General features: G+C 70.6%; 11 protein-coding genes. All 11 read left to right on the top strand.

The features are described 5' to 3' along the window. The first annotated feature begins 93 nt into the window (after positions 1 to 93). The 11 genes from ACFC1K_RS05240 to ACFC1K_RS05190 all read left to right on the top strand — a co-directional run bounded on the left by ACFC1K_RS05240 (position 94) and on the right by ACFC1K_RS05190 (position 15,919). Complete coding sequence (locus ACFC1K_RS05240) at positions 94 to 1,188, top strand: Gfo/Idh/MocA family protein (protein WP_375870743.1); 1,095 nt, start codon at positions 94 to 96, stop codon at positions 1,186 to 1,188. Next, entirely contained in the window at positions 1,185 to 2,153 is a 969-nt protein-coding gene (locus tag ACFC1K_RS05235; RefSeq protein WP_375870742.1) for a hypothetical protein, read from the top strand. The genes ACFC1K_RS05240 and ACFC1K_RS05235 overlap by 4 nt, the downstream gene beginning before the upstream one ends. A 366-nt stretch (positions 2,154 to 2,519) precedes the next feature. After that, positions 2,520 to 3,824 carry an ABC transporter substrate-binding protein gene (locus ACFC1K_RS05230; protein WP_375870741.1) on the top strand — a complete coding sequence of 435 codons (1,305 nt, stop codon included), beginning with the start codon at positions 2,520 to 2,522 and terminating at the stop codon, positions 3,822 to 3,824. A gap of 75 nt (positions 3,825 to 3,899) precedes the next feature. Continuing rightward, entirely contained in the window at positions 3,900 to 4,895 is a 996-nt protein-coding gene (locus ACFC1K_RS05225) for a sugar ABC transporter permease (RefSeq protein WP_310285843.1), read from the top strand. Beyond that, a complete protein-coding gene (locus tag ACFC1K_RS05220) occupies positions 4,892 to 5,815 on the top strand; it encodes a carbohydrate ABC transporter permease (RefSeq protein WP_310285845.1) in 924 nt (307 codons plus the stop codon). Before ACFC1K_RS05225 ends, ACFC1K_RS05220 begins: the two co-directional genes overlap by 4 nt. A gap of 9 nt (positions 5,816 to 5,824) precedes the next feature. Continuing rightward, positions 5,825 to 6,472 (top strand): DUF624 domain-containing protein, encoded by a 648-nt coding sequence (locus tag ACFC1K_RS05215; RefSeq protein WP_375870740.1) that lies wholly within the window; start codon positions 5,825 to 5,827, stop codon positions 6,470 to 6,472. Positions 6,473 to 6,522: 50 nt separating this feature from the next. Then, positions 6,523 to 8,601, top strand: coding sequence for a beta-galactosidase (locus ACFC1K_RS05210; protein WP_375870739.1), 2,079 nt, complete (start codon positions 6,523 to 6,525; stop codon positions 8,599 to 8,601). Between the two features lie 33 nt (positions 8,602 to 8,634). Beyond that, positions 8,635 to 9,918 (top strand): ABC transporter substrate-binding protein, encoded by a 1,284-nt coding sequence (locus tag ACFC1K_RS05205; protein ID WP_375870738.1) that lies wholly within the window; start codon positions 8,635 to 8,637, stop codon positions 9,916 to 9,918. A gap of 88 nt (positions 9,919 to 10,006) precedes the next feature. Then, entirely contained in the window at positions 10,007 to 12,094 is a 2,088-nt protein-coding gene (locus ACFC1K_RS05200; RefSeq protein ID WP_375870737.1) for a beta-galactosidase, read from the top strand. A gap of 13 nt (positions 12,095 to 12,107) precedes the next feature. After that, the gene (locus tag ACFC1K_RS05195; RefSeq protein ID WP_375870736.1) at positions 12,108 to 13,637 is read left to right on the top strand and encodes an alpha-N-arabinofuranosidase; all 1,530 of its coding nucleotides are present in this window, start codon (positions 12,108 to 12,110) and stop codon (positions 13,635 to 13,637) included. Further along, complete coding sequence (locus ACFC1K_RS05190; protein ID WP_375870735.1) at positions 13,634 to 15,919, top strand: beta-galactosidase; 2,286 nt, start codon at positions 13,634 to 13,636, stop codon at positions 15,917 to 15,919. The genes ACFC1K_RS05195 and ACFC1K_RS05190 overlap by 4 nt, the downstream gene beginning before the upstream one ends. The last annotated feature ends 26 nt before the right edge of the window (positions 15,920 to 15,945 follow it).

The following is a 15,945-nucleotide window of genomic DNA, read 5'->3' as shown; positions in this document are numbered from 1 at the left end:
CGGGATAGCGCTTTCCGCGTCCACCGCCTACCCTGGAGGAGCGGATGCCGCGGGGCTGCAGCATCCGTTCGCGATCCACCCGAAGGAGCCACCGTGACCGAGACCCTCCGCTGCGCCATCGTGGGCACGGGTGCGATCGCCCACTCGCACGTCCGAGCCATCGCCGCCTACCCGCACGCCGAGCTGGTCGCGGTCACCGACCTCAGCCGCGCCTCGGCCGACGCGTTCGCCGAGACCTACGGCGCGCCCGCCGTGTACGACGACCTCGACGCGCTGCTCGCCGCCGAGCACCCCGACGTCGTCCACATCTGCACTCCCCCGGGCGCCCACACCGCGCAGACCCTCGCGGCGTTCGCGGCCGGCGCGCACGTGGTGGTCGAGAAGCCCCCGGCACCGTCCCTCGACGAGCTCGAGCAGATGACGGATGCCGCGGCCGCGGCCGGCCGGCAGCTCGCGGTGGTCTTCCAGCAGCGCACGGGCACCGCGCCCGCCCACGTGAAGCGCCTGCTCGATTCCGGCGCGCTCGGGCGACCTCTCGTCGCCCAGTGCCAGACGCTCTGGTACCGCGACGCCGCGTACTTCGCCGTGCCGTGGCGCGGGAAGTGGGAGACCGAGGGTGGCGGCACGACCCTCGGTCACGCCATCCACCAGCTCGACCTCCTGGCGTTCCTGCTCGGCGACTGGACGCGGGTCGAGGGGCGCCTCTGGCGCCTCGACCGCGAGACGAACACCGAGGACGTCTCGACGGCGACGGTGGTCTTCGAGGGCGGCGTGGTCGCACAGGTCGTCTCGAGCACGCTGTCGCCCCGCGAGACGAGCACGATCCGCATCGACACAGAGAAGGCCACGATCACCGTCGACCACCTGTACGGCCACGGCCACGAGAACTGGCGCATCACGCCGGCTCCCCACGTCGACGCCGCCGAGGCCGCGACCTGGGAGATCAGCGGGCCCGAAGAGCGCAGCGACCACGTGTATCTGCTGCGCGACGTGTTCGACGCCCTCCGCTCGGGCGCCCCCCTGCCGCCGACGGCCGAGGCGCCGGCGCGTTCGATCGAGCTCGTCGCCGCGATCTACGCGTCGGCCGACGCCGACGGCGCCGTGGTGACCCCCGCCGACCTCGCCGCGCACCCGACGCACCGCAAGAGCTTCGCGAGCACCGTCATCGACCTGCGACCGGCCCGATGACGGTCGACGCCTCACTCGACCCGGACGCCGCAGCACCCCGCGAGATCTACCGCGATCCCGTCTACGACGGCGCGACCGATCCCACGGTGGTGCGGGACGCCGACGGCTGGTGGATGTTCTACACCCAGCGCCGCGCCACGCACCCGCATCCCGGCGACGGCGTCGCGTGGGTGCACGGCTCTCGCATCGGCGTCGCCCGCAGCGAGGACGGCCTGCGCTGGAGCTACGCCGGGACGCTGGAACCGGATGCCGCCGGCCTCCGCCTGACGGACGGGCCGCCGCCCGCGGCGGTCGGCGAGACGCATTGGGCGCCCGAAATCATCCACGACGGCACGCGCTGGCGCATGTACCTCACGGAGATCGACGGCGTGCCGACCCGGTGGGAGGGGCACGCGCGCCGGATCGTCGAGTACCTCTCGGACGACCTGCGCACCTGGAGCCGTCGGGGCGTCGTCCCGCTCGCGAGCGACCGGGTGATCGACGCCGCCGTCACCCGGTGCCCCGACGGCCTGTGGCGCCTCTGGTACAAGGACGAGGCGGCCGACTCGACGACCGCGGTCGCGGTGTCGGACGACCTCGACTCGTGGCGGCTCGACGGCACCGCCGTCGGTGGGCGCCCGCACGAGGGCCCGTTCGTCTTCGCGCTCGACGGCACATGGTTCCTCCTCACCGACGAGTGGCGCGGCATGGCCGTGCACCGAAGTGCCGACGCCGTCGCGTGGGAGCGACAGGGCGGGACGGATGCCGTCATCCTGGGCGAGAGCGGCGCTCCGCGGGACGGCATCCAGATCGGACGACACGGCTCGGTGGTGCTCCTCGGCGACGAGGCGCGGCTGTACTTCTTCACCCACCCGTGGTGGGACGGCAGCGAGCTGGCCGACACCGACGAGCGCAGCCATCGCCGCAGCGCCGTCCACGTCGCGCGCCTGCGCGTGGTCGACGGCGAGCTCGTCGCCGAGCGCTGACCCGAGGCATCCCTCCCCCGCCCTTCCGCTCACCCTCCTTCAACAGGTCAACCGGGGTTCCGCACGATGCGGGAGAGCGAATCTCTCCTGCAGAAGGCCGGTTGACCTGTCGGAACCGGGCGGCGGCGGCGCGTCGAGGGCTGGGACCGAGCACAGTCCGGAATCACCGCAAGATCGCTGCTGTTACTGAATCGTTTAAAAAACTCGTGCCAACGCCTTGCGAAACGTTTTTAGACGGGGTACCGTAGCGGGCAAGCGCTTTCCAGCATCGCAGGATCTGCACCCCAGAGCGCCCCACACCGCACACACAGACGACGAACGTCTCACGCGGAACAGCGAACGCAGACGTTCACAAGGAGGACAAGGATGTTCAGCAAGAAGCGGGCACTCGCCGTCGCCGCCATCGCGGCCGGCGCCGCCCTCGTGCTGGCCGGCTGCGCCGGCGGCAGCGACGAGACCCCCGACGCCGCACCCACATTCGACCCGAACGAGAAGGTCACCCTCGACCTCGCGTTCTGGGGCAACGACGTCCGCGCCGGGCTCTACAACGAGGCCATCGCAGCGTTCAACGAGGAGTACCCGAACATCACGGTGAACTCCACGTTCCTCACCTTCCCCGAGTTCTGGGAGAAGCGTCAGACCGAGGCCGCCGGCGGCAACCTCCCCGACGTCATGCAGTTCGACTACTCGTACCTGCGCCAGTACTCCGAGAACGGCCTGCTGCTCGACCTCGACCCGTACCTCGGCAACATCATCGAGACCGACCCGCTCCCCGAGAACATCCTCAACATCGGCGTCGTCGACGACACCACCTACGGCATCACGACCTCCACCAACGCGTGGGGCCTGTTCACCAACCCGGTCCTCCTCGAGAAGGCCGGCGTCGAGGAGTTCGAAGGCGGCAGCTGGGACGACTACGCCGACTGGATGGGCGAGGTCACCGACGGCGCCGGCGGCGAGTTCTGGGGCGGCGGCGACTTCACCGGCCGCATCCAGAACTTCGAGCTGCAGCTCCGCTCGGAGGGCAAGAACCTCTTCAACGAGGACGGCACGCCCGGCTTCGACGAGGAGCGCCTCACCGAGTTCTGGGAGTCCGGCGCATCGATCCGCGAGGACGGCATCGGCATTCCGCAGCAGCGTGTGGAAGAGGTCGCCCCGAAGGGCGCCTTCGACAGTGCGCTGACGGCGAGCGAGCTGACCTGGGACAACTTCGGCGCGGGCTACCTCGCGGGCCTCGGCGAGGGCTACACCGAGCTCGGCCTCATCGCTCCCCCGGTGACCAAGGAAGGCGCGAAGGACCTGTACCTGAAGCCGTCCATGCTCCACACGATCTCGGCCAACACCGAGCACCCCGAGGCGGCCGCGACGCTCGTCAACTTCCTCGTGAACTCGCCCCAGTCCGGTGAGATCTTCGGCACCAACCGCGGCCTCCCGGCCTCGGAGACCGCCCTCGAGGCGGCCGAGCTCGACCCGCTGAGCCAGCAGGTCAAGGACTACGAGGCGTCGATCGCCGACCGCCTCGGCGACGCCCCGCCGGTTCCGATCGTGGGCTACGGCACGCTCGAGGAGAAGTTCCGCCAGCTGGGTACCGAGCTCAACTTCGGCACCGTCACGGTCGATGACGCGGTCTCGCAGTTCTTCGCCGAGATGGACGTCGTCCTCAACCAGTGACAGCTTCCGGGTCCGGGCGTACGATGCGCCCGGGCCCGGAAAACCACTACTCCACAACCCGTATCGGAGAGTCTCGTGAGCACCACAGCGACCAGAGTCATCGTGACCGGTGAGAAGTCCTCACGCCGGTCCCTGTTCCGCCGGAGCAGCCCTGAGCATGTGAACCGGCCGGGTCAGCGCGGCCGGGTGGTGAAGGAGACGCTGGCGGGGTACGGGTTCCTGATCCCGTGGCTTGTCGGGTTCTTCGGTCTCACGCTGATCCCGATGGCGTACTCCCTGTACCTGTCGTTCACGAAGTACAACATCTTCGCGCCGCCGAAGTGGATCGGCTTCGACAACTACGTCCGGATGTTCACGAACGACCCGGCGTTCATGCAGTCCGCGCAGATCACCATGATCTACGTTCTGGTCGGCACCCCGATCACCCTGGCCGCCGCGCTCGGCGTGGCGATGCTCCTCAACTACCGCGACAAGGGCGCCGGCTTCTTCCGCTCCGCGTTCTACGCCCCCTCCCTCATCGGCGGGTCGGTGTCCGTCGCGATCGTGTGGCGCGCCATGTTCGCCTCCGACGGTCCCGTCGACAACGCGCTCTCCGCGATCGGCATCGACCTGGGCGGCTGGATCGGCAACCCCGCACTCGTGCTGCCGGCGATGATCCTCCTCGCGATCTGGATGTTCGGCGCCACCATGGTCATCTTCCTCGCCGGCCTCAAGCAGATCCCCAAGGAGCTCTACGAGGCGGCCGAGATGGACGGCGCCGGACCCTGGCACCGGTTCCGCGCGGTCACCCTGCCGATGCTCTCCCCGGTGATCTTCTTCAACCTGCTGCTCGGCCTGATCGGCGCGTTCCAGGTCTTCAGCTCGGCGTACATCATCTCCAACGGCACCGGCGGTCCCGCCGGGATGACCAACTTCATCACGCTCTACCTCTACAAGCGCGGCTTCTCGGACGGCCAGATGGGCTACGCCGCCGCGATCGCGTGGGTGCTGCTGATCGTCGTCGCCGTCATCGCCTTCATCCTTTTCCGCACCCAGCGCAGCTGGGTCCACTACGCCGGAGACAACCGATGAGCACCACAAGCTTCGGCGAACCCGCCATCGCCACCCTCGAGAACCAGGTCGACGCGACCCCCCAGCAGCCTCGCCGCAAGGTCAAGCGCGGCACGTGGCAGACCGTGATCTGGTTCGTCGTGCTCATCGCCGTCACCGCGATCGTGCTCTACCCGCTGGTGTGGCTGCTGTTCTCGACCTTCAAGCCGAACAGCGAGTTCGGCTCCAACATGGGTCTGCTCCCCGAGAACCCCACCATCGCCAACTACGCGAAGGTGATGGAGGGCATCGCGGGCGTGCCGATGTGGCGGTTCTTCCTGAACAGCTTCATCATCGCCGCGGGCTCCGTGATCGGCGTGCTGCTGTCGTCGTCGCTGGCCGCCTACGCGTTCGCCCGGATCCAGTTCAAGGGCCTCGGCATCCTGTTCGCCGCGATGATCGGCACGCTGCTGCTGCCGTTCCACGTCGTGATCATCCCGCAGTACATCATCTTCCAGCGCCTCGACATGATCGACACGTTCTGGCCGCTGCTGCTGCCGAAGTTCCTCGCCACCGAAGCGTTCTTCGTGTTCCTGCTGGTGCAGTTCATCCGCCAGATGCCCCGCGACATGGACGAGGCCGCCCGCATCGACGGCGCCGGACACATGCGCATCTTCTGGTCGATCATCCTGCCGTTGATCAAGCCCGCCCTGATCACCTGCTCGATCTTCGCGTTCATCTGGGCCTGGAACGACTTCCTCGGACCCCTGCTCTACCTCACCAGCCCCGAGAACTACCCGCTGCCCATCGCGCTGCGCCTCTACAACGACCAGACCAGCGTCAGCGACTACGGCGCCACCGTCACCGCGTCGTTCATCGCACTGATCCCCGTCCTGCTCTTCTTCCTCGTGTTCCAGCGCTTCCTCGTCGACGGCGTCGCCACCCAGGGCCTCAAGGGATAGGACCGCACCATGGACCGCCGAGAACTCCGCGCCGCGCGTCGCGCCGACGCGTCCGGAGCCGGACCGACGCTCGAGGAGCGGGCTCCGGCCCGCTACCCGGGCGCCAAGGGAGCCTTCGCCCTGTTCGGCGAGGTGCTGCTGACCGGGCTGCTGGTCACCGCGGCCGGGATCCTCGTCGTCACGCTGCCCGCGGCGCTGGCCGCCGGCATCCGTCATCTGCGCCGCTACGTGAACGCCGAGCAGTCGCACGTGAAGACGTTCTGGCAGGACTGGCGCCGGGCCCTGCCCGGCGGCCTGGTCGTCGGCGTCGCCGCGGTGCTCGTCACGTTCGTGCTGACGCTCGACATCTACCTCGCGAACTCCGGCGCCCTCCCCGGCGGCGGCCTCATCTCCCTCGTCGGCTGGGCCGGCCTCGTCGTCGGCGCCGTGGCGCTGCTCGTCGCCGCAGGTGCGTGGACACCCGAGCGCGGCTGGCGGGCGGCGGTGCGCAGCATCCCGTCGTCCCTCGCCTCGGACCCGATCGCCGCCCTGTACCTCGCGGCCGCGGCCGTGCTGGTCGGCGTCATGACCTGGATGCTCGCGCCGCTCATCATCGCGGGACTCGGCTGCGCCGCCTTCGCCGTCGTCGCCCTCCCGGCGCGCCGCAGCCGCCGCTGACCCCACACCTCTCTCTCGATCGCAAGACCAGCCAGAAGGAGCTGCTCGACGTGCTGTACGGCGCCGATTACAACCCCGACCAGTGGCCCGAGGAGGTGTGGGACGAGGACGTCCGCCTGATGCAGGAGGCCGGCGTCAACATCGTGAGCCTCGGCATCTTCGCGTGGTCGCGCATCCAGCCCACCGAGGGTGTGTGGGACTTCGCGTGGCTCGACACCGTCATCGAGAAGCTCCACGCCGGCGGCATCGCGGTGAACCTCGCGACCGCAACCGCCTCTCCCCCGCCGTGGGTGAGCAAGAACTACCCCGAGACGCTCCCGGCGAACGAGTCGGGTGCGTCGTACTGGCCGGGCAGCCGTCAGCACTTCGCCCCCTCGTCGCCGACCTACCGGCGCTTGGCCGGCGAGCTGGTGCGCCGGCTGGCCGAGCGCTACGTGGATCACCCCGCCGTGGTGATGTGGCACGTCGGCAACGAGTTCGGCTGCCACCTCTGGATGGACTTCTCGGATGCTGCGCGCGACGCGTACCGCGACTGGCTCCAGAAGCGCTACGCCACCGTCGACGCGCTCAACGACGCGTGGGGCACGAGCTTCTGGTCGCAGCGCTACGGCTCGTTCGACGAGATCTTCCCCCCGCGCCTCGCCCCCTACAGCCACAACCCGTCGTCGATGCTCGACTGGCGACGGTTCACGAGCGACATGCTGCTCGAGTGCTACCTCATGGAGCGCGAGATCCTGCAGGGCGCCGGCGCGACGCAGCCGATCACGACGAACTTCATGGGTCCGTTCAAGCCCGCGGACTACCGCAAGTGGGCGCCGCACATGGACGTCATCGCCGACGACTGCTACCCCGATCCCGCCAACCCGAACCGCGTGCGCGACGCCGCGTTCCAGCGCGACCTCGTCCGCTCCCTCAAGCCCGGCGTGCCGTGGCTGCTGTGGGAGCAGGCGACGGATGCCGTCAACTGGCGGCCCGCGAACCCCGGCAAGCGTCCGGGGGCCCTGGCCGCCGAGTCCGCGCAGTCCATCGCCCGGGGCGCCGACGGCATCATGTTCTTCCAGTGGCGGCAGTCCCGCGCCGGCAGCGAGAAGTTCCACTCGGCGATGCTCCCCCACGCCGGCACCGAGACCCGCACCTGGGACGCAGTGACCGAGCTCGGCGCGCGGCTCGCCGCGCTCCCGGCGCTCCCGGCACCGGGCCGCGACGCGCAGGTCGCCCTGGTGTTCGACTGGGAGAACTGGTGGGCCGTCGAAGAGCGCGACCACCCCACCGAGATCGACTACCTCGCGCTCGTGCTCGAGTGGTACGGCGCGTTCCACGCGCGGAACATCCAGGTCGACATCGTCGGTCCCGAGGAGGTGGACCACGGCTACGCCCTCGCGGTCGCCCCGGCGCTCTATCTGCTGCGCGACGAGGGCGCCTCCGCGCTCGCCCGGTTCGTCGACGACGGCGGAACGCTCCTCACCGGACCGTTCACCGACATCGTCGACGCGCACGACCACTTCCGCGACGGCGGCTTCCTGACGCAGCTCGGCCCGGTGCTCGGCCTGCGCTTCGAGGACTTCGGCGTCCTCGCGGGCCTGTCCTCCGGGGGCTCGGGCGTCGGTGCCCTGAGCACCGACGCCGTCCAGGCCGCGCGCGACGCCGCCGGCCGCGGCGCGGTCACGTTCGACCTGGACGGGGTGGAGCGGTCCGGTCGCCTGGTCGCCGAGGCGGTCCACGCGACCGGCGCGACGGCGGTCGCCACGTTCTCCTCGGGTCTGCAGTCCGGCTCGCCGGCGCTCACGCGCCACCGCTTCGGCTCGGGCGAGGCCTGGTACACCGCGACCCAACCGACTGCCGACGCGCTCGACGCGATCGTCGCGGCCGTGGTCGAGGCATCCGGTGTCCGCCCCGTCGTGGCGGATCTGCCCGCGGGCGTCGAGGCCGCTCGCCGGGGCGACCTGGTCACCCTCATCAACCACGGCGACGCACGTGTCGAGATCACGATCGACGGCACGGATTCCGAGACCGGCATCGCCGTCGAGCGCGTCGTGCTCGACGGACAGGGGGTCGCCTTCGTGTCGGCTCCCATCAGCACCACGGGCACCGCCGCGGACTCCGTTCGCACCGCACTCGCCAACCCCTGAACCCCCATCAGAAGAGAAGACTGGAGCACCTCCATGCCTGCACCTCGCACCCTGCTCGCGGCCGCCGCCCTGACCGCGGGCGCCGCGCTCGTCCTCTCGGGCTGCTCCGGCGGCGCCCAGGGCGACGCCGCCGCGTTCGACCCCGATGAGAAGGTCACCCTCGACTTCGCGTTCTGGGGCAACGACGACCGTGCGACCCGCTACAACGACCTGATCGCGGCGTTCAACGAGGAGTACCCGAACATCACGATCAACACGTCGTTCACCGACTTCCCGAGCTTCTGGGAGAAGCGCCAGACCGAGGCCGCCGGCGGTGGCCTTCCCGACGTGTTCCAGTTCTCCGACAGCTACCTGCGCCAGTACGCGGAGTCGGGCAACCTGCTCGATCTCGCCGACGTGTCGGACTACATCGACACCACCACGTTCGAGGAGTCGCTGCTCGGCACCGGCGCCCTGGACGGCGTGCAGTACTCGCTCCCGACCGGCTACAGCCTGTGGGCGAACTTCGTCAACGACGACCTCGTCGCGCAGGCCGGGGTCGAGGCGCCCGAGGGCGGCACGAGCTTCGCCGACTTCGACGAGTGGATGGCCTCCGTCACCGACGCCACCGGCGGCGCCGTGTACGGCGGCACCGACTACACGCAGCGCATCCAGGTCTTCGAGCTGCAGCTGCGCGCGAACGGCGGCAACCTCTACACCGACGACGGCGAGCTCGGCTTCACCGAGGACGACCTGCGCGAGTTCTGGGAGTCCGGCGCCGAGATCCGCGACGGCGTGACCGTGCCGCAGCAGAAGCTCGAGGAGCTCTCGCCCAAGTCCGGCTTCGGCGCGGCCATCACGGCGAGCGAGATGAGCTGGAGCAACTTCCTCGGCGGCTACCTCGCCGACTCGGGCGCGTCGTCGATCTCGCTCGTCGCACCGCCCACCGCCAAGGAGGGCTCGAAGGACCTGTACCGTCAGGCCGGTCTTCAGGTCGCGATCGCCGCGAACACCGAGCACCCCGAGGCCGCGGCCCTCTTCCTCGACTTCGTGGTGAACAGCCCCGAGGCCGGTGAGATCTTCGGCACCACGCTCGGCTTCCCGGCATCGTCGTCGAAGCTCGAGGGCACGACCCTCGAGGGCGCCGACAAGCAGGTCGCCGACTACATCGAGTCGGCCGCGGACCGCATCGGCGACGCCCCGCCGGTCCCCGTCGTCGGCTACGGCTCGCTCGAGCAGGCCTTCTGGGACGCCGGCAAGTCGATCGGCCTCGGCGTGCTCTCGGTCGACGACGCCGTGACCCAGTTCTTCGCCGAGGCGGACGCCATCCTCGGCTGAACCCGTCGAAGCCTGATCTGAATGAACGGATGCCGCGGCACGGCCTCGCGCCGCGGCATCCGTTCCTCCCACCCCGAGAGGAGCCCCCGTGTCCGGCGCATCCGACGCATCCGACGCACGACTGTCGAGTCTGCGCGCCCGCCTCGGCGGCATCGCGTACGGCGGGGACTACAACCCCGAGCAGTGGCCGCGCGAGGTCTGGCCCGAAGACGCACGCCTCATGCGGGAGGCCGGGGTGAATCTCGTGAGCGTCGGCGTGTTCTCATGGTCGGCGCTGGAACCGGCCGACGGCGTCCTCGCCCTCGAATGGCTCGACGAAGTGTTCGAGGTGCTGTGGGCGCACGGCATCGCGGTGAACCTCGCCACCCCCAACGCGTCGCCGCCTCCGTGGCTCGTAGAGGGTCACCCCGAGGTGCGCCTGCGCCGATTCGACGGCACGCTCGTCGGCGTCGGCAGCCGCGCGCACTACTGCTCGTCGTCGCCGGTCTACCGGGAGCGCAGTCTGCGCATCGCGCGACTGCTCGCCGAGCGCTACGGTTCGCATCCGGCGCTCGCGATGTGGCACCTCGGCAACGAGTATTACGCGAAGTGCTATTGCGATCTCTGCGACGAGCGGTTCCGCGGCTGGCTGCAGGATCGATACGGTTCGCTCGACGCGCTCAACGATGCGTGGGGCACGACGTTCTGGAGCCAGCGCTACAGCGCGTGGGAACAGGTGCACGTTCCCGGCCCGGTCGAGGGGAAGGTCACGACGAGCCGCGAACTGGACTTCGCACGGTTCTCGTCGGATCGGCAGCTGGAGCTCATGACGGCGGAGCGCGACGTCATGCGCGAGCTCACGCCGGGCACCCCGGTGACGACGAACTTCATGCAGTACGTCGATCCGAACGACTACCGGGCATGGGCCACCGAAGAGGACGTCGTGTCGCTCGACGCGTACCCCGACCCGGCCGATCCCGAGAGCCTGATGAAGGCCGCCTTCCAGTACGACCTGATGCGGTCGCTGCGCGGCGGCCGCCCGTGGTTCCTCCTGGAGCAGGCCGCGAACGCGGTCAGCCAGTGGCGCACGAACCTCGTGAAGCAGCCCGGGCGGATGCGGCTGGGCTCCTACCAGGCGGTGGCCCGCGGCGCCGACGCGGTGATGTTCTTCCAGTGGCGGGCGTCGCGGCAGGGCAACGAGAAGTTCCACTCGGCGATGCTGCCGCACGGCGGAACCGCCACGCGATCCTGGCAGGCGGTCCGCGATCTCGGCGTCGAACTGCCGCGCGTGGCGGCGGTCACCGGCGCACGCACCGCCGCGCGGGTCGCCATCGCGTTCGACTGGCCCAACTGGTGGGCCGTCGAGGGGGCCGCGCATCCCTCGAACGCCTTCTCCTATGCCCGCGCGACGGTCGACCACTACCGCCCCCTGTGGCACGCGAATGTCGCCGTCGACGTCGTCGATCTCGCGGACGACCTTTCGGAGTACGCGCTGGTGGTGGTACCCAATCAGTACCTCATCACCGAGACCCAGCGCGCCTCGCTCACCCGGTTCGTCGAGGCCGGCGGCACCGTTGTGGTGTCGTTCTTCTCCGGCATCGTCGACGAGTCCGACCGGGTCATCGAGAACGGCTACCCGGGCGGCCTGCGCGAGCTCATCGGCGCGCACGTCCGCGAGTTCTCGCCCCTCGCCGACGACGCGACGGTGCGCGTCGACGGTGTCGCCGACAGCGAGCTCGACGCCGGCTTCGCGGCCGATGCAGACTTCTGGCAGGACGACATCGTGCTCGAGGGAGCGCGGGCGCTCGCCGTCTATCGCGACGGGTACCTCGCCGGCGAGCCGGCGATCACGCTGCACGACAGCGGTGCGGGTGCGGTCTTCTACGTCGGCACCAGGCTCGCGCCGGATGCGCAGCGGGCGGTGACGGATGCTGCGCTCCGCCGCGCCGGGATCGCTCCGCGCACCTGCGCGCCCGGTGTCGAGATCGCCGAACGACGCAACGACCGCGGCGACTTCCTGTTCGTGCTGAACCATTCCGATGCCGTCCGCACCGTCACGCTGGACCGCGCCGGGACCGATCTGCTGACGGAGCGCACGCTCGACGTCGGCGACACCCTCTCGCTGGATCCCGCCGGCGTCGCGGTCGTGCACACGACGCCCGCGGCGCTGTCGCACGCCTGGCCCCGACCGATCTGATGAAGGAGCACCCATGACCTCTTCGACCGACGCCACCGCGCGGCTCGACCCGCACTACGAGATCGCCGACATCGACCGCCGCCTGTTCGGCGGCTTCGTCGAGCACCTCGGCCGCCACATCTACGACGGCATCTTCGAGCCGGGGCACCCGTCCGCCGACGCCGAGGGCTTCCGCACCGACGTCATCGAGCTCGTGAAGGAGCTGGGCGTCTCGACCATCCGCTACCCCGGCGGCAACTTCGTTTCGGGCTACCGCTGGGAGGACGGCGTCGGCCCGGTCGCCGAGCGCCCGCGACGCCTGGACCTCGCGTGGCACTCGACCGAGACCAACGAGGTCGGGCTGCACGAGTTCCAGACGTGGCTCGACCGCGTCGGGAGCGAGCTCATGCTCGCCGTCAACCTCGGCACCCGCGGGACGCAGGAGGCGCTCGACCTGCTCGAGTACGCCAACTCCGACGCGGAGACGGCATGGACGACGCAGCGCGCGGCCAACGGCCGCGATTCGGCGTTCGGCGTGAAGATGTGGTGCCTCGGCAACGAGATGGACGGCCCGTGGCAGGTCGGACACCGCAACGCCGACGACTACGGCAAGCTCGCCTCTCGCACTGCCAAGGCGATGCGGATGCTCGACCCCGGCGTGGAGCTCGTCGTGTGCGGCTCGTCCGCCCGCTCGATGCCCACGTTCGGCTCGTGGGAGCGCACCGTGCTGGAGCACACGTTCGACGACGTCGACTTCATCTCGTGCCACTCCTACTACCAGGAGCACGACGGGAACGCGCAGGAGTTCCTCGCGTCGGGCGTCGACATGGCGCGCTTCATCGAGTCGGTCACGGCGATCGCCGACACGGTCGCGGCGACCAAGAAGAGCGACAAGCGCATCATGATCTCGTTCGACGAGTGGAACGTCTGGTACCTCCACGACGCCGAGGGCGGGCAGAACGACAAGCCCGAGGAGAAGGGCTGGCCCGTCGCCCCGCGCCTCCTCGAGGACAAGTACAGCGCGCTGGACGCCGTCGTCTTCGGAGACCTCTTGATCACGCTGCTGCAGCACGCCGACCGCGTGCGCTCGGCGTCGCTCGCGCAGCTCGTCAACGTGATCGCACCGATCATGACCGAGCCGGGTGGGCCCGCGTGGCGACAGACCACGTTCTTCCCCTTCTCGATCACCTCGCGCCTCGCGCACGGCCGCGCCGTGCGCGTGCCGGTGACGGCCGGTACGTTCACGAGCGAGAAGCTCGGTGAGGTCGAGTCGGTGAACGCCGTCGCCACCATCGACGACGAGGGCGTGTCGCTGTTCATCGTGAACCGTTCGACGACGGATGCCGCGGACCTGCGCGTCGACCTCGCTCCGCTGGTGCGGGCTCTCGGCCGCGAGGTCGCGGTCGTCGAGTCGCACCTCCTGCACGAGGACGACCTGTACGCGGCCAACACGCTCGAAGACCGCGAGCGTGTCGGCGTGCGCGAGGCCGAGGCATCCGTCGACGGCGAACTGCTGTCGCTGGCACTCCCGGCCGTGTCGTGGACGGCGGTGCGACTCGCGTGAGCACTGCGTCGACCGTCGCCGCGGAGACACGGATGCTGCGCGCCGACCTGACCGGACAGCCCCGCGCGGAGCGGCGCCCGGCCATGGCGAACACCGAGGACGTCCGACCGGGACTCTCTCTCACCAGCCGCTCGCTGCGGCGTGACGGACGCCCGTGGCTGCCGGTGTCGGGCGAGCTGCACTACACGCGCGTGCCGCGCGAGCGGTGGACCGAGCGCCTGCGGCTGATGCGCGCGGGCGGCATCTCGGTCGTGTCGACCTACGTGTTCTGGCTGCACCACGAGCCGGTGCGCGGCGAGACCCGCTTCGACGGGCGCTACGACGTCGCGGCGTTCGTCGACGCGGTGCGCGCCGAGGGCCTCGAGGTCATCCTGCGGATCGGGCCGTGGGCGCACGGCGAGATGCGCAACGGCGGGTTCCCCGACTGGGTGCAGCAGCTGCCCGTGCAGCACCGCACCGACGACCCCGCCTACCTCGAGCTCATCCGGGAGTGGTTCGGCCGGCTCGCGGCCGCGCTCGACGGGCGCTGCACGCCGGAGACCGTGCTCGGGATCCAGCTCGACAACGAGCTGTACGACCAGCCCGGCCACCTCGCGACCCTCAAGCGGCTGGCGCGGGAGGCGGGGTTGTCCGCGCCGCTGTGGACCGCGACGGCGTGGGGCGGCGCGGATCTGCCGGACCCCGAGGTGCTGCCGCTGTGGGGCGGCTACGGCGACGGCTTCTGGGTCGACCCGGGCGAGCCGTGGGACCCGACGTTCCGCGCGCACTACTTCTTCTCCGACACCTGGGACGACCCCGGCATCGGCGCCGACGTGCGCGGCGAGGAGGCCGGCCACCGCTCCGAGCTGTCGTCGTGGTTCCCCGCCGCAACGTGCGAGCTCGGCGGCGGCATGGCCACGGCCTACCACCGCCGGCCGCGCCTCGACGCGCTCGACATCGCCGCCGTCGCGCACGCCAAGCTCGGCAGCGGCTCGGCGTGGCAGGGCTACTACATGTACGCCGGGGGCACGAACCCCGGGCCTGGCCTCGAGGAGACGCAGGCCACGGGCTACCCCAACGACATGACGCGGCTGAGCTACGACTTCCACGCGCCCATCGGCGAGTCCGGCCGCACGGCGCCGAGCCATGCGGCCCTGCGCCTGCAGCATGCGTTCGTCGAGGCGTTCGGCGAGCGGCTCGCGCCGATGGCGTCGTACCTGCCCGAGGTGCGACCGTCGGGCGTCGAGGACGCCGAGACCCTTCGCTGGGCCGTGCGCGCCGACGACGGCTCGGGGTTCATCTTCATCGGTCGGCACCAGCCGCACGTGCCGCTGCAGGCATATCGCGGAGCACGCCTCAGCGTCGACACACGCCACGGCACGGTCGAGCTGCCGAGCGCGCCGGTCGACATCCCGTCCGGCACCCTCGCGCGCTGGCCGCTCGGGCTCGAGGTCGGCGGCGTCACGGTCGACTGGGCCACGGCGTCCGCGGTCACCGTGCTGTCGGGGTCGGCGGACACCCCGCCGACGCTCGTCCTCATCGAGGACGCCGGCATCCCCGTGGAGGTCGCGCACGACGGCTTCGCCCACGCCGTCACGCGGGGTGCCGCGCCGGTGCGCATCGAAGAGGCGGACGGCGCTGCGCTCGACGTGCTCGTGCTCCCCGCCGCGGATGCCCCGCGGGTGTGGGTCGTCGACGCGGCGGCGGGCGGGCGACGCCTCTTCGTCTCATCGGACGAGCTCGCGTGGGACGCGGCAGGCCGCGTCTCGGTGCGCGCGAGCGGTGATGCCCCCGACGTGCGGGAGTACGTGGACGGATCCTGGCTCACACCGGACTGGGAGCACGTGGACGGGGCCGGGGTGGAGGCAACAATTGACGTCCGCACCCTCCGCGAGGCGAGCTCGCCGTCCGGGGAGTACGGCTCGCGCGACGGCCGGCAGGCGGCGCCCGACGACACTCTCCTCGACAACCACGCGGCGGTGTACCGGCTCGAGATCCCCGAGGGACTCGATGCCGACGCCGTGCTCCGCGTGCGATGGGCAGGCGACGTCGCGCAGCTGCGCGTCGACGGTAGGACCGCGACCGACCGGTTCTGGGACGGCTCCGAATTCGTCGCGAACCTCCGCGACATCGGCGCCGGCCCCGACGCGAGCGTCGAGCTGCACGTCCTTCCGCTGCGGCGCGACACCGGCGTGCATCTGCCGGCGGACGCCGCGGCCCGCCTCGCGGCATCGGCCGGCGGGCTGTGCGAGCTCGCAGACGCCCGCATCGACCAGCGCGCCCGGTGGCGCGAGATCCGCTGAGAGCCACGACCAGGAAGACGAGACGG

This window comes from Microbacterium sp. NPDC056057, assembly GCF_042266945.1.
Classification (GTDB): Bacteria; Actinomycetota; Actinomycetes; order Actinomycetales; family Microbacteriaceae; genus Microbacterium; species Microbacterium trichothecenolyticum_C.
Note: the sequence above shows the minus strand (reverse complement) of the source record. Positions and strands in the feature narration are given on the sequence as shown.